The 19,484-nt window shown below is 71.7% G+C and carries 17 protein-coding genes; 9 read left to right on the top strand and 8 right to left on the bottom strand.

Going from position 1 to position 19,484, the window contains the following annotated elements; translation table 11 throughout:
• Nucleotides 1-22: 22 nt before the first annotated feature.
• Together AB0C28_RS24870 and AB0C28_RS24865 are read left to right on the top strand one after the other, a co-directional pair.
• Nucleotides 23-277 (top strand): hypothetical protein, encoded by a 255-nt coding sequence (locus tag AB0C28_RS24870; RefSeq protein ID WP_357851622.1) that lies wholly within the window; start codon nt 23-25, stop codon nt 275-277.
• Nucleotides 274-1,020, top strand: a complete 747-nt coding sequence (locus AB0C28_RS24865) for a cyclase family protein (protein ID WP_358077770.1) — start codon at nt 274-276, stop codon at nt 1,018-1,020. Before AB0C28_RS24870 ends, AB0C28_RS24865 begins: the two co-directional genes overlap by 4 nt.
• Before the next feature lie 20 nt (nt 1,021-1,040).
• Here the strand turns inward: AB0C28_RS24865 and AB0C28_RS24860 are convergent, their stop codons facing one another.
• Nucleotides 1,041-1,217: a hypothetical protein gene (locus AB0C28_RS24860; RefSeq protein ID WP_326626525.1), complete on the bottom strand. Its 177-nt coding sequence runs from the start codon at nt 1,215-1,217 to the stop codon at nt 1,041-1,043.
• A gap of 32 nt (nt 1,218-1,249) precedes the next feature.
• Between AB0C28_RS24860 and map the strand changes: the two genes are divergently transcribed.
• Nucleotides 1,250-2,098 (top strand): type I methionyl aminopeptidase, encoded by an 849-nt coding sequence (gene map / locus AB0C28_RS24855; RefSeq protein ID WP_346109735.1) that lies wholly within the window; start codon nt 1,250-1,252, stop codon nt 2,096-2,098.
• A 127-nt stretch (nt 2,099-2,225) separates the two neighbouring features.
• Here the strand turns inward: map and AB0C28_RS24850 are convergent, their stop codons facing one another.
• The 4 genes from AB0C28_RS24850 to AB0C28_RS24835 form a co-directional block, all read right to left on the bottom strand.
• Nucleotides 2,226-2,615, bottom strand: a complete 390-nt coding sequence (locus AB0C28_RS24850; protein WP_357851615.1) for an ATP-binding protein — start codon at nt 2,613-2,615, stop codon at nt 2,226-2,228.
• A 207-nt stretch (nt 2,616-2,822) separates the two neighbouring features.
• Nucleotides 2,823-4,799, bottom strand: coding sequence for a cytochrome c oxidase assembly protein (locus AB0C28_RS24845; RefSeq protein ID WP_358077767.1), 1,977 nt, complete (start codon nt 4,797-4,799; stop codon nt 2,823-2,825).
• Nucleotides 4,796-5,449 carry a copper resistance CopC family protein gene (locus AB0C28_RS24840; RefSeq protein WP_358077764.1) on the bottom strand — a complete coding sequence of 218 codons (654 nt, stop codon included), beginning with the start codon at nt 5,447-5,449 and terminating at the stop codon, nt 4,796-4,798. Before AB0C28_RS24840 ends, AB0C28_RS24845 begins: the two co-directional genes overlap by 4 nt.
• Before the next feature lie 46 nt (nt 5,450-5,495).
• The gene (locus tag AB0C28_RS24835; protein WP_358077761.1) at nt 5,496-6,779 is read right to left on the bottom strand and encodes a helix-turn-helix transcriptional regulator; all 1,284 of its coding nucleotides are present in this window, start codon (nt 6,777-6,779) and stop codon (nt 5,496-5,498) included.
• Nucleotides 6,780-7,309: 530 nt separating this feature from the next.
• Between AB0C28_RS24835 and AB0C28_RS24830 the strand changes: the two genes are divergently transcribed.
• The gene (locus AB0C28_RS24830) at nt 7,310-10,081 is read left to right on the top strand and encodes a BTAD domain-containing putative transcriptional regulator (RefSeq protein ID WP_358077758.1); all 2,772 of its coding nucleotides are present in this window, start codon (nt 7,310-7,312) and stop codon (nt 10,079-10,081) included.
• Between the two features lie 26 nt (nt 10,082-10,107).
• On the opposite strand, the gene AB0C28_RS24825 is transcribed toward AB0C28_RS24830, so the two are convergent.
• Complete coding sequence (locus AB0C28_RS24825) at nt 10,108-11,613, bottom strand: helix-turn-helix domain-containing protein (RefSeq protein ID WP_358077755.1); 1,506 nt, start codon at nt 11,611-11,613, stop codon at nt 10,108-10,110.
• A 94-nt stretch (nt 11,614-11,707) separates the two neighbouring features.
• On the opposite strand from AB0C28_RS24825, the gene AB0C28_RS24820 reads away from it, so the two are divergent.
• The 3 genes from AB0C28_RS24820 to AB0C28_RS24810 are packed head-to-tail and all read left to right on the top strand — an operon-like array spanning nt 11,708 to nt 15,648.
• Complete coding sequence (locus tag AB0C28_RS24820; RefSeq protein ID WP_358077752.1) at nt 11,708-13,990, top strand: molybdopterin cofactor-binding domain-containing protein; 2,283 nt, start codon at nt 11,708-11,710, stop codon at nt 13,988-13,990.
• Entirely contained in the window at nt 13,974-14,207 is a 234-nt protein-coding gene (locus AB0C28_RS24815) for an EF-hand domain-containing protein (RefSeq protein WP_357851596.1), read from the top strand. The genes AB0C28_RS24820 and AB0C28_RS24815 overlap by 17 nt, the downstream gene beginning before the upstream one ends.
• A gap of 55 nt (nt 14,208-14,262) precedes the next feature.
• Nucleotides 14,263-15,648 (top strand): NCS2 family permease, encoded by a 1,386-nt coding sequence (locus tag AB0C28_RS24810; RefSeq protein ID WP_357851593.1) that lies wholly within the window; start codon nt 14,263-14,265, stop codon nt 15,646-15,648.
• 9 nt (nt 15,649-15,657) lie between these two features.
• On the opposite strand, the gene AB0C28_RS24805 is transcribed toward AB0C28_RS24810, so the two are convergent.
• A complete protein-coding gene (locus AB0C28_RS24805) occupies nt 15,658-16,602 on the bottom strand; it encodes an excalibur calcium-binding domain-containing protein (RefSeq protein ID WP_357851590.1) in 945 nt (314 codons plus the stop codon).
• Nucleotides 16,603-16,753: 151 nt separating this feature from the next.
• On the opposite strand from AB0C28_RS24805, the gene ald reads away from it, so the two are divergent.
• Nucleotides 16,754-17,869 carry an alanine dehydrogenase gene (gene ald / locus AB0C28_RS24800; protein ID WP_358077749.1) on the top strand — a complete coding sequence of 372 codons (1,116 nt, stop codon included), beginning with the start codon at nt 16,754-16,756 and terminating at the stop codon, nt 17,867-17,869.
• A 137-nt stretch (nt 17,870-18,006) separates the two neighbouring features.
• Here ald and AB0C28_RS24795 read toward each other — a convergent pair whose 3' ends face one another.
• Nucleotides 18,007-18,717 (bottom strand): DUF3105 domain-containing protein, encoded by a 711-nt coding sequence (locus AB0C28_RS24795; protein WP_357851584.1) that lies wholly within the window; start codon nt 18,715-18,717, stop codon nt 18,007-18,009.
• Nucleotides 18,718-18,851: 134 nt separating this feature from the next.
• On the opposite strand from AB0C28_RS24795, the gene AB0C28_RS24790 reads away from it, so the two are divergent.
• Nucleotides 18,852-19,481 carry a DUF305 domain-containing protein gene (locus AB0C28_RS24790; protein ID WP_357851582.1) on the top strand — a complete coding sequence of 210 codons (630 nt, stop codon included), beginning with the start codon at nt 18,852-18,854 and terminating at the stop codon, nt 19,479-19,481.
• Nucleotides 19,482-19,484 lie beyond the last annotated feature (3 nt).

Below are 19,484 nucleotides of genomic sequence, written 5' to 3'. Positions count from 1 at the left end.
CCGCGATCCCGACAATGACGCCATGGATCTCCTGCTCGCCGTCGTCGGCTGGCTCGGCGCCGCCCTGCTGCTGGCCGGCTACGCGCTCGTCTCGTCCTCCCGCCTGTCGGGCGACGGGACCGCGTACCAGCTCATCAACCTCGCCGGCTCGCTCGGGCTGATGATCAACAGCGCCTACAACGCCGCCTGGCCGTCGGCCGGGCTCAACCTCGTGTGGGCCGCCATCGGCGTCGTGGCCCTGGTCAAGCTGGCCCGGATCGGGACGGTGCGCAAATGATCGTCGAGCTCAGCCACCGCATCACCGACGGCATGCGCACCTATCCCGGCATTCCGGCCCCGCGCCTGGGTGTGCACCTGAGCAGGGAGGACTCGCGGAAGGTGTACGCGCCGGGCACGGAGTTCCACATCGGCACCATCACGCTGGCCGCCAACACCGGCACCTACCTCGACACCCCCTTCCACCGCTACGCCGACGGCCCCGACCTGTCACAGGTGCCGCTCACCAAACTGGCCGACCTCCCCGGCCTGGTCGTCCGCGCGCCCGGCCGCACGTCCGGCCATGCGGGGCACACCGGCACGGAGCCGGACGTGCGCGGCACCGGGCGCACGACGGACGCCGGCGAGGAGCCCGCCGTCAGCGACGCCGGCCGCGCGGTGCGGGTCAGCGAGGAGCTGGACGTACGGGGCCGGGCCGTGCTCATCCACACCGGCTGGGACCGGCACTTCGGCACCGACGCCTACCTGCACGGCCACCCCTACCTCGCCCCCGAGTCGGCGGCATGGCTGGCCGAGCAGGGCGCGGCCCTGGTCGGGATCGACTCCCTGAACATCGACGACACCCCGGCGCACGGTGAACGCCCCGCGCACTCGATCCTGCTGGCGGCGGGGATCCCCCTGGTGGAACACATGACCGGCCTGGCAGCGCTGCCCACCGAGGGCTTCCGCTTTCACGCCGCGCCACCGATGATCACCGGCATGGGCACGTTCCCGGTCAGGGCATACGCGATCCTCCCCTTGTAGTTTCTGGCCCCGGCGTGCCGTCAGTCATCGTCCTGGTCGGCTTCGTCCCACGCCTTGTTGCGGTCGGCGGCGCGCTGGAGTGCTCCCGCCGCCTCCTGCTCCGAGGCGTAGGGACCCATCCGGTCCTTGTTGGGGCAGCCCTCGTCGGGCTCGACCCGCATGTGCTTGAGACAGAACCACCACTGGCCTTCGCTCACAAGGTCAATTCTGCCCCGTAGACTCAGGTTTCATGACGACACTGCTCCAGCCAGGGCGAGTCTCGCCCCTGCGAAAGGTCCCCGCGCACATCGAGCGGCCGGAGTACGTCGGCAAGAAGCGCCCCAAGACCGGCGAGTCCGACGTGAAGAGCCCCGAGACCATCGAGCGGATGAGGGTGGCCGGCCGGATCGCCGCCCAGGCTCTCGAAGAGGTCGGCAGACACGTCCGGCCCGGCGTCACGACCGACGAGCTCGACCGGATCGGCCACGAGTTCCTGCTCGACCACAACGCCTACCCGAGCACGCTCGGCTACAAGGGCTACCCGAAGTCGCTGTGCACCTCCATCAACGAGGTCATCTGCCACGGCATCCCCGACGACACCGTGCTGCGCGACGGCGACATCGTCAACGTCGACATCACCGCCTACATCGGCGGCGTCCACGGCGACACCGACGCGACCTACCTGGTGGGCGAGGTGGACGAGGAGTCGCGGCTGCTGGTGGAGCGCACGCGTGAGGCGACGATGCGGGCCATCAAGGCGGTCGCGCCCGGCCGCCAGCTCAACGTGGTCGGCCGGGTCATCGAGGCGTACGCCAAGCGGTTCGGCTACGGCGTGGTGCGCGACTTCACCGGCCACGGCATCGGCACCAGCTTCCACTCCGGCCTCATGGTGCCCCACTACGACGATCCGTCGCTGCGGGTGGAGCTGGTGCCCGGGATGACGTTCACCATCGAGCCGATGCTGACGCTCGGCACGATCGAATACGAGATCTGGCCGGACAAGTGGACGGCCGTGACGAAGGACCGCAAGCGCACGGCCCAGTTCGAGCACACGATCGTCGTCACGGACACGGGCAGCGAGATCCTCACCCTCCCCTGACCCGGCCGCCCGAGCCCACCAGCCCGAGCCCACCGGCCTGAGCCCACCGGCCCGAGGCCCCGGACCTCGGGCCCTGAGGCCCCGGAAGCAGGCGCCCCGGGCCGGAGCGAGCCGGCGGGCGAACGCGTCAGCGGTGGCGGGGGACCACCCCCGTCACCGTCGTGCCCTCGCCCAGCACGCTGTTCACCGACAGGGTGCCGCCGATCTCCGCGAAGGCCGCCCGCATCCTGGCGATCCCCCGCCCGTTCCCGCTCAGCGGGAAGCCCTGGCCGTTGTCACTGATCGTCATGCGCAGCCCGCTCTTGCCGGCCGTCACGGCGATGGACACGGTCCTGGCCCTGCTGTGCAGCTCCACGTTGGACAGGGCCTCGCGCATGGTGGCCATGACGCCGCTCGAGACGCGGGAGGGCACGTCGGTCGAGGGCAGTGCCCAGGTCTCGACCGCGATGCCCGTCCGTTCCGACCATTCGGCCAGGTAGCTTTCGAGCGCCTCGGCCAGGCTCTGCCCCCCGCGCATCCGTGTCTCTTCCGACAATGGTTTCGCCTTCCTTGGCACCCGGGCCCAGCGCCGGTCCCCACTCCAGCGCTCCCCGACCGGCGCTGCGCGCCCCCCTCAAGGCCTGCGCACGCTAGTCAGTGGGGTTATGCCCGTCTCCCCTGTAAGAAAGGCTACCTGTCGGTCCAGAGACTTGTAGTCGGAAGGTAGAAGGCCATGACCGAACCGCTACTCGCCCTTGTCAGCGCGGTTGAGACGGGCGAGATAGTCGTTGTAGGAGTCGAGTTCCGGGTCTCCTGCGCCGGTCCGGTCGGCCCGGCGGTCGGCCCGGCGGGCCTGCCTGTCGTCGTCCTTGTACCACTGGACGGCGATGGCGAGCAGGACGAGCAGCGTCGGGATCTCGCCGAACCCCCAGGCGATGGCGCCGCCGTCGCGCTGGGTCTGCAGCAGGGTGTCGCCCCAGGTGCGGCCGAGCTGTTCGTACCAGCCTGAGGCGATCACGGAGCCCATCATCATGAGCGCGATCCCGAAGAAGGCGTGAAACGGCATGGTCACGAAGAGCATGAGCAGCCGCCACACGTACGGGAGCCGGTGCGGCCCAGGATCGACCCCGATGATCACCCAGAAGAACAGGCTGCCGCTGATCAGGAAGTGCAGGGTCATCCAGATGTGGCCGAGGTGCTCGTTCATCGCCGACTCGAACAGCGGCGTGAAGTAGAGCGCGTAGGTGGAGGTGATGAAGATGGCGGTGGCGACGAGGGGGTGAGTGACGACCTTGGTGAAGCGGCTGTGCAGGATCGTGGTGATCCACTCGCGCGGCCCTCGGTCGCCTCTCCTGGCCGCGGGCTTGAGCGCGCGCAGGGCCAGCGTGATGGGCCCGCCGAGGACGAGGAAGATCGGCACCACCATGGACAGCGTCATGTGCTCGATCATGTGGATGTCGAACATGACCTTGGCGTAGCGGGCCAGGCCGCTCTGGGTGGAGAAGACCAGCAGGGCCACGCCGATGTACCAGGCCGCGGTGCGTCCCCACGACCAGCGGTCGCCGCGCCGCAGCAGCCGGATCACGCCGACCGCGTAGAGGCCGGCCAGAGCGGCCGCCACGACGGCGAAGAACAGGTCGAACCACCACATCGTGAAGATGCCGGACAGCGTGAGCGGCGGCGGGAGCGGGAAGCCGAGCAGTTCGAAGGCCCGGTCGGCGGGGACGGCGTATTCGGGCGGCGGCGTGCGCGACAGCGCCACGGCCACGCCGACGGTGGCGAACATGAGCAGCGTCTCGCCGCCGGCCAGCCGGGTGAACGCCCGCGGCTTGCCGGCCCGCAGGTCGGTCAGCGTGCGCTGGCGGTGCCAGTAGCCGACGTAGCCGAGCAGCACGAAGGCCACGATCTTGGCCAGCGCGAGCAGGCCGTACTCGGAGACCCACAGGTCGGAGAGCGCGCCCAGCCGCGCGACGAGCGCGAACAGCCCGGACAGCCCCACTCCGGCGTAGCACCACAGCGCCATCCGGGAGAACCGGGTGGCGACCACGTCGAGCTGGGGCTGCTTGCGCAGCGCGTGCAGGGCCAGCACGCCGAGCCCGCCCACCCACAGGGCGAGCGAGAGCAGGTGCAGCGAGACCGAGGAGGTGGCCAGGTCGTGGTTGGGCGAGGAGGAGGTGTGTCCGGTGAGCGGCGCGGGCAGCAGCGTGACGAGCGCGAACACCAGCAGCCCGGCGGCGGCGCCGGCCGTGATGGCGCCGCGCGAGAACAGCGCGATGGCCACCCCGAACAGCACCACGAGCGTCAGCGCGACGCCCTGCGTGGTCTGGGTGGCGTAGCTGGTCAGGATGGTGCGTTCGAGGATCTGGGGCACGGTCCTGCCGATGGACTCGGCGACGCCGAAGACGATGGCGAGGAAGGCCGATCCGGCCCACACCAGCGCCGCCCACGAGGCGGCCTTGACGTAGTCGAGGGCGCTTTTGCCGAGCACGCCCTTGTCGTTGGGCAGCAGCAGGGCGGCCATCAGGAGCAGGCCGACGGTGACCACGCCGGCGGAGTCCATCAGCAGCTTCGACACCGGCAGGCCCCACCGCACGACCGCGCCGGAGTCGGGCAGGCCGGGGATGATCCTGGGGAACGCCCTGCCTCCGGCGATCATGCCGATGACCAGGGCGGCGATCGCGGCCGCTGAGGCCGCGAGAGTGAGGCGCACGGCCCTGCTCATGGCTGCTTTTTCCGCGCGCTGAGCAGGAAGCCGATGCCGATGCCGACGAGGGCGCCGATGACGACGATCAGCCAGACGGGGAAGGAGGCGTCCTGCCCGGCCGAGGCGCGGTCGGCGACGGCCTGGCTCTCGGGCGCGCTCGCGGCGGGTGACGGCGGGCTCGCGCTCTGCTCCGCCGACGGCGCGGCGCTGCCCGTCTCAGCGGGCGTCCCAGTGGGCGTCTCAGCGGGCGCGGCGCCGGTGGCGGTGGCTTCGGCAGAGGCCGAGGGGCTGGGGGACGGCGTCGCGCCCTCCACCCGGAACGGGATCTCGCCCTCGATCGGGTGCCCGTCGGACGACACGACCCGGTAGGCGATCGTGTATTTCCCGTCGGGCAGCGGCCCGTCGACCGCCTGCGTCACCTCGGCGCCGTCGATCTCGGGCTTGCCGCTCTGGTATTGAGCGTCTCCGGCGCCGCGCACGATGACGAACGGCATCCGCATCTTGGCGCTGAACTCGAGCCTGACCTCGTCGAGCAAGGTGACCTTGGCGCCCTTGGCCGGGGAGCTGCTCTTGAGGACGTCGTGCGCCAGCGCGGGGGCCGCGGCGCCGAACACGAGCAGGGCGGCGGCGAGCATCGCGGTGAGGGCCGCGATCGGGGTTCTCTTCATGACACCCCCAAGGCTACCGACGCCACTGCCCGGTCCGGACTCCGCTCTACAATCCCGCGCAGGCGAGCGCGCGCTGGTAGGCGTCGACCGCGCCGTCGGCGTCGCCGAGCTGCTCCATCGTCTCGGCCGTGGCGTACCAGTGGGAGGCCGAGCGGCGGGAGTCGGGCAGCGGCGAGAGCCAGCCCTCGACGGCGGCGGCGTGCCTGCGCCCCTCCTCCATCCGGCCGACCTCGCCGTAGATGCGGCCGAGCAGCAGGTTGGCCTCGGCGCCCATGACGTGGCCGTATTCGGGGAGCAGGTTTCTGCTGGCCACGGCGTGCTCGGCGGCGCTGTCGAGGTCGTGGGTCATGTATTCGGCGCAGGCCAGCTCCAGGAAGAGGACGGCCTGGTCGATCGTGCTGGTGGAGGTCTGCTCGAACTCGGTGATGGCCGCGCGCAGCACGTTGCGCACGCTCATCGGGTCCTGAGCGCCGGTGCGCAGCCGGGTGCGCGCGGACTGGACCCGCATCCTGGCGGTGTTGCGCGGCTGGCCGTGTTCGAGCTGGACGGCCAGGGCCCGCTCGATGAAGGTCACGGCCTCGTCGTTGTGGCCGGTGGCGCGGGCGACGAGGGAGGCGTTCCAGTTGGCCGCCACGATGGAGCGCGGCGTGCCCAGGGTGTCGGCCGCGTTGAGCAGCTCGGCCGCGAACTGCCTGGCGCGCAGCATGTCGCCGCGCTCGTAGTAGGCCATCAGCAGCGTGGCGGCCAGCTCGACGAGCAGATCGTTCCAAGGCTGGCGGGCGTTGCCGCTGAGCAGCTGCTCGCCGACCTCGACGGCCTCGCTGAGCCGCTCGCTCTCGCGGTAGGCGCGGCACAGCGCCACGGCCACCTCGATGGCGCGCTCGGGGGAAAGCTCCTCCTCGCGCAGCTTGAGCATGATGGAGATCGCCTGGTCAAGGTCTCCCCCGGCCTCCGTGGCCAGGGCCAGCCCGAATTCGGCGTCTTGACGCAGCGCGGTCAGACCTGCCAAGTTACTGTTTCCCAGGAGCTCCGCGAAACGCGTGCGGGCCTCGGCGACCTCGCCGTTCTCGAGCGCGAGCCGCGCATAGCCGAGGGCGAGCTCGATGTCCTCCATCTGTTCGGCGGTGACGCCGTTGATCAGATAGGACAGCGAGCAGTCCAGCTTGTTGGCGAGCAGCTCCAAAACCGCAGGGGTGGGAGTACGCTTACCGCTCTCGATCAGTGAGACGTAACTGTCGGACAACTCGGGATGGGCCAGCTGCGCCTGTGACAAGCCGCGTTGCCGCCGAACCGTCTTGATACGGAGTCCGACTAGGTCAGATGTGGTCACAGCAGCCGCTCCCTGAGAAGATAAGTCCGAGCAACTCACATAGGCGAGGGAGAAACCCCCATGCGCATGCGCATTGCCCTGTCAATCCTGGCTGTCGCGATCGGCGCCGCGGTAGCCCTTGGAGGTAATGTTACGGCCGCAGGTGCCGCGACGTCTTCCCTCTCCAGCGCGGCCACCGACATCGGTTGCTGCTGAACCGGCCGATGCCGGGAAAGGACAAGGCGACACCCCGGACACGTACCGCACTTCGTGTCCGTCTCACGCGATGGCTCGGCCGGTGAAAGGACCCGCTGGTCCCGCCACCTGCCGTCCACGCAGCCCATACTGAGCGGCCGGTCAGACAGGGCCCCTGTGACCTAATACACACCCAGCACGGTCGAATGACAAGGTATCGACCGCATCTACATTTCTTCTACATGCGTCACGGGGCCCTTGCCGCCTCCACGAGCGTCTAAGCTCCCTACGTGGATCCGACAGTCGATCACGGGAGTCCGAGGGCGGCCGGTCTGACCATAGGTCTGCTGGGACCGGTGACCGGCGCCCTCGACGGCGCGGGCATCGATGCGGGCCCTCCGCTGCAGCAGGCGATCATGGCGATGCTGGCGGTCCGGGCCGGCCGGGTGGTCACCCTGGCCCAGCTGATCGAGGGCGTGTGGGGAGACTCTCCCCCGCCCAGCGCCGCGCAGAGCGTCTACACCTACATCGCCGGGTTACGCCGGGCCTTCGAGCCCGGCCGGGGTCGGCGCGAGCCCCCCGGGGTGCTGGCCCGCACCGCTGGCGGCTACCGGCTCAACCTCGATCCCGAGCAGGTCGACACCCACGTCTTCGCCGGGCGGGTGGCCGCGGCGGCGCGGGCGAGCAGGGCCGGCGACCTCGAAGCGGCGGTGCGCGAGCTCGACGAGGCCCTCCCCCTCTGGCGCGGCCGGCCGCTGAGCGGCGTGCCGGGCCCCTTCTGCGACGACGAGCGCGCCCGCCTGGAAGAGCTGCGGCTGACCGCCGTCGAGGCGCGGGCCGAGGCGCTGCTGCGGCTGGGCCGCCCGCGAGACTGCCTCGCCCAGCTGCAGGACCTGTCCCGCGGCCATCCGCTCCGCGAACGCCCCCGCGAGCTGCTCATGCTGGCCCTGCACGGGTGCGGGCGCCAGGCCGAGGCGCTCACGCTCTACGAGCAGACCCGGCGCGTGCTGTCGGAGGAGCTCGGCGTCGATCCCGGTGCGGGCCTGCGCCAGGCACACCGCGTCGTCCTGTCCGGCACCGGCGGGCCGGCCGTGCCCGATCCCCTCATCCCCCGACAGCTGCCCCGCGACCTGCTCGCGTTCGTCGGCCGCTCGCGGGAGATCGTCCGGCTGCGGACGCTGCTCGACCCCTGGGACGAGGATCCGCCGCATCCGTTCGTGGTGATCTGCGGCCCGCCGGGCGTCGGCAAGTCGGCGCTGGCCGTCCACGTCGCGCACGCGGTGCGCGACCGGTTCCCCGAGGGGCAGCTGTACGTCGACCTGCGCGGCGGCACCCCCAACGTGGCCCGGCTGTCCTCGCACGAGATCTTCAGCCGGCTGCTGCGCGGCATCGGCACGCCCGACGACGCCGTGCCGGTGGACGAGGACGAGGCCGCCGCCCTGTGGCGGAGCAAGCTGCAGGGCAGGCGGCTCCTCGTTCTCCTCGACAACGCGGCCGACCTGGGCCAGGTCAGGCCGTTCGTCTCGGCGCCGCTCGGCACGGCGGTCCTGGTGACGAGCCGGGAGTCGCTCGTGGCCGGCGACGACTGCGTTCAACTGCGGCTGGGCCCGCTGTCCGACGCCGAGGCGACCGCCATGCTGTCCAAGCTCGTCGGCGCCGACCGCGTCTCGGCCGACCTCGGCCAGACCACGCGGCTGGCGCGCCTCTGCGACGGCTTCCCCCTGGCCCTGCGCATCGCCGGCGCGCGGCTGGCCGACCGCCCCGACTGGGCCGTGGGGGCGCTGACGGCGCGGCTCACCGACGAACGGCAGCGGCTGCGGGAGCTGGAGGCGGGCGAGCTGGCCGTACGGTCGAGCCTGGCGGCCAGCTGGGGCGCGCTCAACGGCAGCAGCCGCGAGATCGACGGCGACGCGGCGCGGCTGCTGGGCCTGCTCGGCCTGCTTCACGTGCCCGACATCACCGTGGAGGCGGCGACGGCGCTGTCCGGTTCGCCGCCGTACCAGGTCGAGCGGGCGCTCGAACGCCTGTGTGACGCCCACCTGCTGGAGGCGACCGAGCCGGGGCGCTACCGCATCCACGACCTGGTGCGGCTGTTCGCCGGCGCGCTGATGGAGGCCGGGGAGCGCGTGCCGCCGCTGCGGCGGGCCATCGGCTACTACGCCGCGTCCGCGCGGGCCGCGGCCGTCACCAGCCAGCCGCACCGGGTCCACTGCGCGTATCCGGAGGTCAGGGAGCGGGGCCGCAGGTTCGGCGGCGCGGACGAGGCGCACGACTGGCTCAGGAAGGAGGAGCCCATCCTGCTCGCCGCCGCCTTCCAGGCGATGGCCGACCAGGACGACGACATCGCGCGGGCGGGCACGGCGATCGGTTTCGCGCTGTGGTGGTACCAGCAGCGGGCCTACCGGGTGGCCGACCTGGTCTCGCTCGGCGAACGGCTGCTTGCGACGGGGCGCCGCCTCGACGACCCGATGATCACGATGGAGGGGCACGCCCACCTCGCGACGGGCCTGTACCTGAGGGGCGACCGCTCCGTCTTCCAGCACGGCGAGCAGCACCTGCGCCTGGCCCGGCAGCTCGGTGACCGGTTCAACGAGCAGCGCGCGCACGGCAACCTGGCCTCCACGCACGTCAAGTGGGAGCAGTTCGACGACGCGCTTGAGCACGCGCGGGCTCAGCGGGAGATCGCGTCCGGCATGGGGTCGCGGGTCGGGGAGCTCTACGCGCTGCTGACGATCGGGCGCGTCTGCATCGAGCTGGGCCGGTTCGACGAGGCGCTGGGGGCGCTGGACGAGGGGGCGGAGATGGCCCGCCGCGCGGGCGACGGGCTGCGGCTGGTGGAGTTCGCGCTGGCCAGGGGCAGGGCGCTGATCGAGCTGGGCGAGCTCGCCACGGCGCTCTCCGTGCTCACCGACGCCTCGGGGCCCGCCCGGTTCAGCAAGATGACGGAAGTGGGCTGCCTGGTCTACCTGGCGCGGGCCCACCGCCTGCTCGGCCAGGGCCGGGAGGCGATGCGGCGCGGCGCGGAGGCGGTCGCGCTGGCCGAGAGCATGGGCAGCGCGTACTGGCTGGAACGGGCGGTCAAGGAGCGCGAGGCCGCGGGACCGGCCAGAGACTCGGTCACCACCTGAGCGGCCCGGTCACCGGGGCGGCGCGGTCATCGGGGCGGCACGGTGTCCCTGAGCGCGAGGAAGAAGTCGACCCGGTCGGCCATCGTGGACAGGTCTCTGCCGGTCAGCTCCTCGATCCGGCGGATGCGGTACCGCACGGTGTTGACGTGCACGTGGAGCAGCTCGGCGCAGGCGTTCCACGAGCCGGCCCGGTCGAGGAAGATCCCGAGCGTGCGCACGAGGTCGGACTGGTGCCTGCGGTCGTAGTCGAGCAGCGGCGACAGCAGCCGGGAGGAGAAGGAGCGGCGCACGTCTCCCGGCACGGTGGCCAGCAGCAGCGCGTGGGTGTAGATCTCGTCGCTGGTCACCACGCCGCCGTCGCGGGCCTCGGCCAGGCGGCGGGCGTGCCCGGCCTCTTCGACGCCGCCCTTGAGCGCGGCGGCGCCGGTGAGCGCGCCGCTGAGGCCGGCGCACACGCGGGTGCCCGGCAGCGCGGAGAGCACGGCCACGCCGGCGCGCAGCCGGGCGGCCAGCCCGTCGGCGGTGCTCTCGCGCAGCGGCACGACGGCGACCGCCCCACCGGCTCCGGCGGCGGCCACGACCTCGCGGCCGAGCAGCTCCTCAACGATCTGACCGCCGAGCGTGGCCGGGTCGGGGCCGCGGGTGGCGCCCTGTGTGGGCCCCTGGGTGGACGCTGCGACGTCCACCACCGCGTACGGCTCCGCCGCGTCGATCCCGCACATGCGCAGCCTGGCGTTGAGCTCGGACACGTCGGCCTCGGTCAGCGCGGCGGCGACGAGCTGACCGGCCAGGCGGCGCTCGACCCTGCGGCCCTCCTCGATCCGGCCGCGTTCGAGGCCCACGCAGGCGGCCAGCTCGTAGCCCAGGTCGGCCCGGCCGAGCAGGTCGCCGTCGCAGGCCAGCGCCCAGCCGGCGGCGCGGTGGCCGCGCCCGACGGCGAAGATCGTGTGCTCGCCGGCGACGGCGGGCAGCCGGGGCGCGGCCAGGTACGCCTTCGCCAGCCCCACGGGATCGCCGGCCGAGCCCACGATCACCTCGCCGGAGGCGGACAGGACGGCGCCGGTGACGCCCAGCTCGGCGGCGGTCACCCGGAACAGCTCGGTCAGGTCGGCCCCTTCGGCGAGGGCGGCGACCAGCCGGCGGTGGCGGCCCAGCGCGTCGCGCACGTCACCGGCCAGCCGGGGCGCGACCAGCTCGGCCAGCGTACGGAAGGAGACCTCGACCGGCACGTCCACCAGCGGCAGCCCGGCCTCCGCGCAGGCCGCCACCAGGTCGTCGGGCACGTGGCCCAGCCAGGCCCGGCCGGCGCCCAGCGCGGCCACCCCGGCCCGCGTCAGCGCGGCCACGAACCGGGCGGAGTCGGCCGGGGCGTGCCACCACATCAGCCCGGTCAGCACCAGCTCACCGCCGCCGAGGTAGCGGCCGGGCTCGGGCAGGTCGGTGATGTGCACGGTGCCGAACTCGCGGCCGGGGTCGCCGGTGAGCAGGGTCAGGCGCAGGTCGTCGATGGCCAGCAGGTCGGAGATGCGCACTTGGAGGAATATACAAGCCCGATATGACAAGCGATGACCGCGATTTCACGTCGGGCGCATAGGTCTGCCCGCCGGGCGGTGCTCTACTCGGAGGATGACCCAGACCTCAGACACGGGGACCACAGACACGGGGACCACAAGCACGGGGACCACAAGCACGGGGACCACGTACACGGGCACCCCGGTCACCGGCGTCGGGGAGAGCGCGCGGCGGCCGGACGCCACGCTCAAGGTGACCGGCGAATTCGCGTACGCCTCCGATCTGTGGCTGGACGGCATGGTCTGGGGGGCGACGCTGCGCAGCCCGCACCCGTCGGCGTGGATCCGCTCCATCGACGTGGGCCCGGCGCTGCGCATCCCGGGCGTGTTCGCCGTGCTGACGCACGAGGACGTGCCGGGCGAGAAGTTCTACGGCCTTGAGCACAAGGACCAGCCCGTGCTGGCCATCGACCAGGTCCGCTACCAAGGCGAGCCGGTGGCGCTGGTGGGGGCCGACCATCCGGAGACGGCCCGCAGGGCGGCGGCGGCCATCGTGGTCGAGTACGAGCCGCGCGAGGCCATCACCGACCCCCGGCGCTCCCAGCACTTCGTGCGCCACCAGCCGGTACGGCGCGGCGACACGTTCGAGGCCGAGGTGGTCGTCACCGGCGAGTACGAGGTCGGCATGCAGGATCAGGCGTTCCTCGGCCCCGAGTCCGGCCTGGCCGTGCCCGCCGAGGACGGCGGCGTGGACCTCTACATCGCCACCCAGTGGCTGCACGTGGACCGCGACCAGCTCGCGCCCTGCCTGGGCCTGCCCCAGGACAAGGTGCGCCTGACGCTGTCGGGCGTGGGCGGCGCGTTCGGGGCCCGCGAGGACCTGTCGATGCAGGTGCACGCGTGCATGCTGGCGCTGCGGCTGAACCGCCCCGTCAAGATCGTCTACGGCCGGGAGGAGTCGTTCTTCGGTCACGTGCACCGCCATCCCGCGCGGATGCGGTACGAGCACGGCGCCACCCGTGACGGCCGGCTGGTCTACGTCAAGGCGGACATCCTGCTGGACGGCGGCGCGTACTGCTCCTCCTCCCCCGCCGTCGTCGGCAACGCCGCCTCGCTGGGGGTGGGTCCGTACGAGGTGCCGAACGTGCGCGTGGACGCGACCGGCGTCTACACCAACAACCCGCCGTGCGGCGCGATGCGCGGGTTCGGCGCGGTGCAGGCGTGTTACGCCTACGAGTCGCAGATGGATCGCCTGGCCGAGGCGTGCGGCCTGTCGCCGATCGAGATCCGGGTGCGCAACGCCGTCTCCCAGGGCTCCCGGCTGATCACCGGCCAGCTGATCGACGCGCCCGCCCCGCTGGCGGAGATGCTGCGCGACCTGGAGGCGATGCCGCTGCCGCCCGGTGAGCCGACACGAGACCTGCGGGGGCTGCCGGGCGGCGTCTCGCAGACCACGCACGGCGAGTCCGTCCGCAGGGGCGTCGGCTACGGCGTGGGGATCAAGAACATCTGCTTCTCCGAGGGCTTCGACGACTACTCCACGGCCCGGGTGCGGGCCGAGCTGATCGGCGGCGAGCCGCACGTCACCGTGCACACGGCGGCGGCCGAGGTGGGCCAGGGGCTGGTGACGGTGCAGGCCCAGATCGCCCGCACCGAGCTGGGCGTCGAGAACGTGACCGTGGCCGCCGCCGACACCTCGGTCGGCTCGGCGGGCTCCTCCTCGGCCTCGCGGCAGTCGTACGTGACGGGAGGCGCGGTCAAGGCGGCCTGCGAGGCCGTGCGCAAGCGGTTCGAGGGGCTGCCGGCCGCCGAGGCGCTGGCGCGGTTCGGGCCGATCGAGGAGACGCGCGAGTACCGGCACCGGCCCACGTACCCGATGGACCCGCTGACCGGGCAGGGCGACTCGCACACGCAGCTGGCGTTGTGCGTGCACCGGGCGGTCGTGGACGTGGACGTGGAGCTGGGCCTGGTGAAGGTGGTCGAGCTGGCGGCCGTTCAAGACGTGGGGCGGATCCTGAACCCGCAGGCGCTGGAGGGTCAGATCCACGGCGGCTCGGCGCAGGGGCTCGGCCTGGCGCTGATGGAGGAGATCCAGGTCCGCGACGGCCAGGTACTGAACCCGTCGTTCACCGACTACCTCATCCCCACCATCCTCGACATGCCGCCCATAACGATGAAAATCCTGGAAAATCCGGACCCGTCGGCCCCGTACGGGCTGCGCGGCGCCGGAGAGCCCCCCACTCTGTCCTCCACCCCTGCCATCGCCGCCGCCGTCAGAGCGGCTACGGGACTCCGGTTGACTCGTGTTCCGATCAGGCCGGAAGATATCGCCTTGTTCGACAGCGGTACGTTCCATGAAAGCTCGACAAAGGGGGCATCCGATGACAAGCGCGCATGAGGCGGCCGAGGCGGAGTTCAGACGGTTCGACTCCGACGGCGACGGGCTGCTGACCGCCGACGAGATCAGGCAGGCCAACGAGGCGCTGGGCGGGCAGGGCGCGTCGGAGAGCGAGATCGAGGCGTTCATCCGCTCGGCCGACAGCGACGGCGACGGCACGGTCAAGCTGGAGGAGTTCGTCGCCCTGGTGGGCCACGGCCGCCACGAGAAGGCTTGACCGCCGCCCACCCTGGGTAGGCCACCCGGCATTCCCCCTGATCACACGAGGGGGAATGCCGGTGCTCGACCGACTCTTCGAGCTGAGCGGCCGGGGCAGCGCCGTCGGCCGTGAGGTGCGCGGCGGAGTGACCACGTTCGTGGCGATGGCCTACATCATCCTGCTCAACCCGATCATCCTGGCCGGCGCCAAGGACGTCACCGGCGCCCGGCTCTCGATCGGCGAGCTGACCACCTCCACCGCGCTGGCCGCGGCGATCTCCACGCTGCTCATGGCCTTCGTCGGCAACGCCCCCTTCGGGCTGGCCGCGGGGCTCGGGCTGAACGCGGTCGTCGCCTACCAGGCCGCCCCGCACATGACGTGGGCGCAGGCCATGGGCCTGGTGGTGCTCGAAGGCGCCGTGATCATCCTGCTCGCGGTCACCGGCCTGCGCACGCTGATCATGAACGCGATCCCGCTGGCGCTCAAGCACGCGATCAGCGTCGGCATCGGGCTGTTCATCGCGCTGATCGGCCTGGTGGACGCCGGCTTCGTGGCGCGGGGCTCGGGCACGCCGGTGCAGCTCGGCGCGACCGGGCACCTCACCGGCTGGCCGGTCGCGGTGTTCTGCTTCGGCCTGCTGCTGATGATCCTCCTGTACGTCCGCGGGATCCCCGCCGCCATCCTCATCAGCATCGCCGTCACCGCGCTCCTGGCCATCCTGGTGAACTCGCTGACCGCCGTCGACCCCGCCGACTGGGGCGTGGTGGCCCCGCGCGTGCCCGAGTCGCTGGTCGCGGCGCCGGACTTCGGGCTGGTCGGCCAGTTCGACCTGTTCGGCGGCTTCGTGACGGCGGGGGCGCTGACGGCCACCGTGGTGCTGTTCACGCTGGTGCTGTCGGGCTTCTTCGACGCCATGGGCACGATCATCGGCGTCAGCGACGAGGCCGGTCTCGTGGATCAGGAGGGCCGGGTGCCCCGGCTGGGCCGGATCCTGACCGTGGACGGCGTGGCCGGCATGGTGGGCGGCGCGACGAGCTCCTCGGCCAACACCGTCTTCGTGGAGTCGGCCGCAGGCGTGGGCGAGGGCGCGCGTACCGGCCTGGCCAGCGTCGTGACGGGGGCGCTGCTGGGGCTGACGCTGCTGTTCACGCCGCTGGCGGCGGTGGTGCCCGCCGCCGCGGCCGCGCCCGCGCTGGTGCTGGTGGGGGCGCTGATGATGACGCAGAGCAAGAACGTGCCATGGAACGACCTGGACCTGGCCGTGCCGGCCTTCCTGACCATCTCGCTGATGCCGTTCACGTACTCGATCACGAACGGGGTGGGCGCGGGCGTGATCGTCTACACGCTGATCAAGGCGGTCAAGGGGCGCTTCGCGGAGATCCCCTGGCTGCTGTGGGTGGTCACGCTGGTCTTCCTGGCCTACTTCGGCATCGACTGGCTGGAGGAACTGTTCGCCTGACGGATGCCTCTAGCGGATGTCGGCGCTGTTGCAGGCCACGCCGTTGGCGTCGGCGTCGACGTACCAGGTGTACTCCTCGTGCGTGCCCCGGTAGTAGGGGCCGTCGCCGGCCGCCACGGCCTCCTTGCAGGAGGCGTAGCGCTTGTCGAGGGCGCGGCCGCCCGTCGCGGGCGAGGTGGTGCCGCCGGGCTGACCGGTCGCGGCCGGGCCGGTCGTCGCGGGGCCGGTCGGCTGCTGGGGCGTGCCGGTGCCGGGGGTGCCCACGTCGGGGCTGCCCGTGCCGGGGGTGCCCTGGTCGGGAGTGCCCTGGCTGGGGGTGCCCGCGTCGGCCGGGCTCGTGCCGGTCGGGTTCGCGCTCGGCGTGCCGCCCATCAGGCGGGTGACCAGCGCGTCGGCGTCCTCCTTGGTGAGGCCGGAGATGCTCACGCTGTCGCCGTTCATCTGCTGGGTGACGATGGGCGCGGCCAGCACGACCTTGGGCCGGTCAGCCTGCTCGGGCGCCAGCACGATCGCCACCGCCCGCTGGTCGGGCACCAGCTCGTCGATGAGCTCGACCAGCCGGTCCTTGAACGCGGGCGCGATCGCGATGCGCACGGAGTATTGGCCGTCGTTGCCGCGCACGGCCTCGATCCGCTGCACGGCGCCGACCGTGACGCCGTCTTCGAGCAGGTAACAGGTGCGCTGCTGCTCGTCGAGCACGGCCGGGTCGCCGGGGCAGGGCGCGACCTTGGTCTCCCTGACCGGCGCGAAGTGGATGGGCACGGCCAGGTGCTGCGGGGGTGTGCCGCCGAGCAGCGGCGTGTCAGGGCTCCTGGTCATGAGGACGGCGACCGTGCCGAGCACGCCTGCGACGAGCACGACGAGGACGAGCGAGACGATCAGCACGATGGTGGTGAGTCTGCTGGCCTTCGGCTCCCCCGGGTCCGCCAGCGGCGGCTCTTCCGGCTTGTCCATCGATGACGAATCCCATCCTGATGTTCGGGCTGCCGGTGAGCCTATCGAGGAGAAGCCGCACCGGGGTAATCAGCCGGGCAATCCTCACTGATCTGTGAGCTGAGGGGAAGAAACACAGCAGGAAGGCACGTCCGGCGAGAAGAGCTGTCCCATGAAGGTCGGAGTACCGCGCGAGGTCAAGAACAGCGAATATCGGGTGGCGCTCACGCCGGCCGGCGTGCACGAGCTCGTCCGGCACGGCCACCGCGTCTTCGTCGAGGCGGACGCCGGCGCGGGCTCCGCGATCCCCGACGCCGACTTCGCCGGGGCGGGCGCCGTCCTGGTCCCCGGCGCCGACGAGCTCTGGGGCACGGCCGACCTGGTGATGAAGGTCAAGGAGCCGGTCGCCGAGGAGTACCACCGGCTGCGCAAGGGCCAGGTGCTGTTCACCTACCTGCATCTGGCCGCCTCCGCCGCCTGTACGCGGGCGCTGCTGGATTCGGGCTGCACCGCGGTGGCCTACGAGACCGTCCAGACGCCCGGCGGCGCGCTGCCGCTGCTCGCGCCCATGTCGGAGGTGGCCGGGCGGCTGGCGGCGCAGGTGGGCGCCTACCACCTGATGCGTTCGCAGGGCGGCAGGGGCGTGCTGATGGGCGGCGTGTCGGGGGTGCGCGCGGCGCACGTCGTGGTGATCGGGGCCGGGGTGTCCGGCATGAACGCCGCCGCCATCGCGCTCGGCATGCAGGCCGAGGTGATGCTGCTGGACAGGAACATCGACAAGCTGCGCCAGGCCGACCTGATCTACCAGGGCCACTGCCAGACGATCGCCTCCAACATGCTGGAGATCGAGCGCGCGGTGCTGGAGGCCGACCTGGTCATCGGCGCGGTGCTGGTGCCCGGCGCCAAGGCTCCTGAGCTGGTGAGCAACGACCTGGTCAGCCGGATGAAGCCGGGCTCGGTGCTGGTGGACATCTCGATCGACCAGGGCGGCTGCTTCGCCGACTCGCGGCCGACCACGCACGAGCGGCCGACGTACCGGGTGCACGACTCGCTGTTCTACTGCGTGGCCAACATGCCCGGCGCCGTGCCGCACACCTCGACGTTCGCGCTGACGAACGTGACACTGCCGTACGCGCTGGCCATCGCCGACCTGGGCTGGCGGCGCGCCATGCGCGAGGACGCCAGCCTGGCCGCCGGCCTGAACACGCACGAGGGGCGGCTGACCAGCCGCCCCGTGGCCCAGGCGCACGATCTGGAGTGGACGCCGCCGCGGGAGATCCTCGGCTGAGCGACCGGTTCCCCCTGGGGTCTGTTCATCGAGCGCCCGAACAGTTACCGTAAGTAGTGATCAGCTACTTACGGTGACAACTCGGCATGAGAGCCGCGCAGGGCCCTGCGGGGGCGGGGCCCTGCGCTCAGGCCCGGCTACTGCTGGCTCTGGCTGGGCGACGGGGAGAGGGTCTCCATCGGCGTCTGCTGCTGGCCCGTGGGCTGCGGCGGGAGCGGCGCCTGGTCGGCCGTGGTGGTGATCGCGTCCTGGCCGCCGCAGGTGGCGCCGGGCTCAGGCGTGTCGGCGCCGTTCTGGTAGCGCTTGATGAACGCCCCGAGCTTCGGGTCGGCCGGGTCGGTCAGCTTGAGCTGGTGGCCCCAGGAGGAGACCACGATCGGGGCCGGCAGGTTGGGGAAGGGGCTCATCAGCATGTAGTCCTGCTGGCCGGTCGAGCCGGCGACCTCCTTCAGCTTGTCGACCTGCGCCTTGGCCAGATCGGGCCGGTAGGTGATCCAGACGGCGCCGTGTTCCAGCGAGTGCACGGCGTGCTCGCTGTGGATCGGCTTGTCGTAGATGGCGCACTGCTGCCAGTAGTTGTTGTGCTCACCGCCGACCGGCGGCGTCTCCTTGTACGAGACCGCGTTCCACACGTGCTGACCGGCGTCGTACTTGGCGCTCGTCACCGCGTCGAGCGAGGTCTGCCTGGCCTCGTTGATCAGATAGAAGCCGACCACGCCGACGAGCACCACGATGATGAGCCCTCCCGTGCCCCACATCAGCAGTGCGGCGCGGCGTTGTTTGCGCTGCTGCTCGGCCCGCATCTTCTGCAGATGCTCGCGCCGCGCCTGCGCCTTCTCCTTCGTCATCGTTCCTCCATCGGCGTGCCAACTCCGGGGTCACCCTATGCCCTCTGGGCGTATGCAGAGAATAAGAGCGACATAAGCGTCCGATCACGAGTCCGGCCGCAGGTGGGTACGCTGGACGGGCGATGGAAAAGCCCGTGAGAAAACCTCTTCTGCTCATCTGCGGCGTGCTGGTGCTCGCCGCGGCCGCGTTCCTGGTGTTCGGCCGCGACGGCACGCCCGGCGACGCCTCGCCCGAGGCCGGGTTCGCCCGCGACATGGCCACGCACCACGCGCAGGCCGTCGACATGGCGTTCATCGTCAGGGACAAGGGCCCCGCCAAAGAGATCAGGAGCCTGGCCTTCGACATCATCAACACCCAGGCCAACCAGCGCGGCATGTTCCAGGGCTGGCTGCAGCAGTGGCAGCTCACCCAGGCGACCGACCAGCGGCCGATGGCGTGGATGAGCGGCCACGGCCACGGCGCCGCCCCGGCCGCGACGGTCCCGGCGGGGACGATGCCCGGCATGGCCACCCCGGAGGAGCTGACCAAGCTCAAACAGGCCGAGGGCACGCAGGCCGAGGTGCTGTTCCTGCAGCTGATGATCCGCCATCATGAGGGCGGCGTGGAGATGGCCGAGGGGCTGCTCAAACTGTCCACCCGCAGCGAGGTGGTCAGCATGGCGCAGAAGATCGTCGACGGCCAGACCGGGGAGATCAAGCTCATGACGGAGTTGCTGAAGCAGCGGGGCGCCCAGCCCTACCCGTCGATACTGAAGACCTCATAGGGG

Origin of the sequence: Nonomuraea sp. NPDC048892, from assembly GCF_040649735.1 — a bacterium.
In the GTDB taxonomy this organism is placed as follows: domain Bacteria; phylum Actinomycetota; class Actinomycetes; order Streptosporangiales; family Streptosporangiaceae; genus Nonomuraea; species Nonomuraea maheshkhaliensis.
This window is presented reverse-complemented; position numbering and strand designations above follow the sequence as displayed.

Coding starts and splice junctions, on each gene's coding strand:
- AB0C28_RS24850 (WP_357851615.1), bottom strand. CDS start 2,615: ATGCGCGGGGGGCAGAGCCTGGCCGAGGCGCTCGAAAGCTACCTGGCC.
- AB0C28_RS24805 (WP_357851590.1), bottom strand. CDS start 16,602: ATGGACAAGCCGGAAGAGCCGCCGCTGGCGGACCCGGGGGAGCCGAAG.
- AB0C28_RS24870 (WP_357851622.1), top strand. CDS start 23: ATGGATCTCCTGCTCGCCGTCGTCGGCTGGCTCGGCGCCGCCCTGCTG.
- AB0C28_RS24840 (WP_358077764.1), bottom strand. CDS start 5,449: ATGAAGAGAACCCCGATCGCGGCCCTCACCGCGATGCTCGCCGCCGCC.
- map (WP_346109735.1), top strand. CDS start 1,250: ATGACGACACTGCTCCAGCCAGGGCGAGTCTCGCCCCTGCGAAAGGTC.
- AB0C28_RS24810 (WP_357851593.1), top strand. CDS start 14,263: ATGCCGGTGCTCGACCGACTCTTCGAGCTGAGCGGCCGGGGCAGCGCC.
- ald (WP_358077749.1), top strand. CDS start 16,754: ATGAAGGTCGGAGTACCGCGCGAGGTCAAGAACAGCGAATATCGGGTG.
- AB0C28_RS24795 (WP_357851584.1), bottom strand. CDS start 18,717: ATGACGAAGGAGAAGGCGCAGGCGCGGCGCGAGCATCTGCAGAAGATG.
- AB0C28_RS24815 (WP_357851596.1), top strand. CDS start 13,974: ATGACAAGCGCGCATGAGGCGGCCGAGGCGGAGTTCAGACGGTTCGAC.
- AB0C28_RS24865 (WP_358077770.1), top strand. CDS start 274: ATGATCGTCGAGCTCAGCCACCGCATCACCGACGGCATGCGCACCTAT.
- AB0C28_RS24820 (WP_358077752.1), top strand. CDS start 11,708: ATGACCCAGACCTCAGACACGGGGACCACAGACACGGGGACCACAAGC.
- AB0C28_RS24845 (WP_358077767.1), bottom strand. CDS start 4,799: ATGAGCAGGGCCGTGCGCCTCACTCTCGCGGCCTCAGCGGCCGCGATC.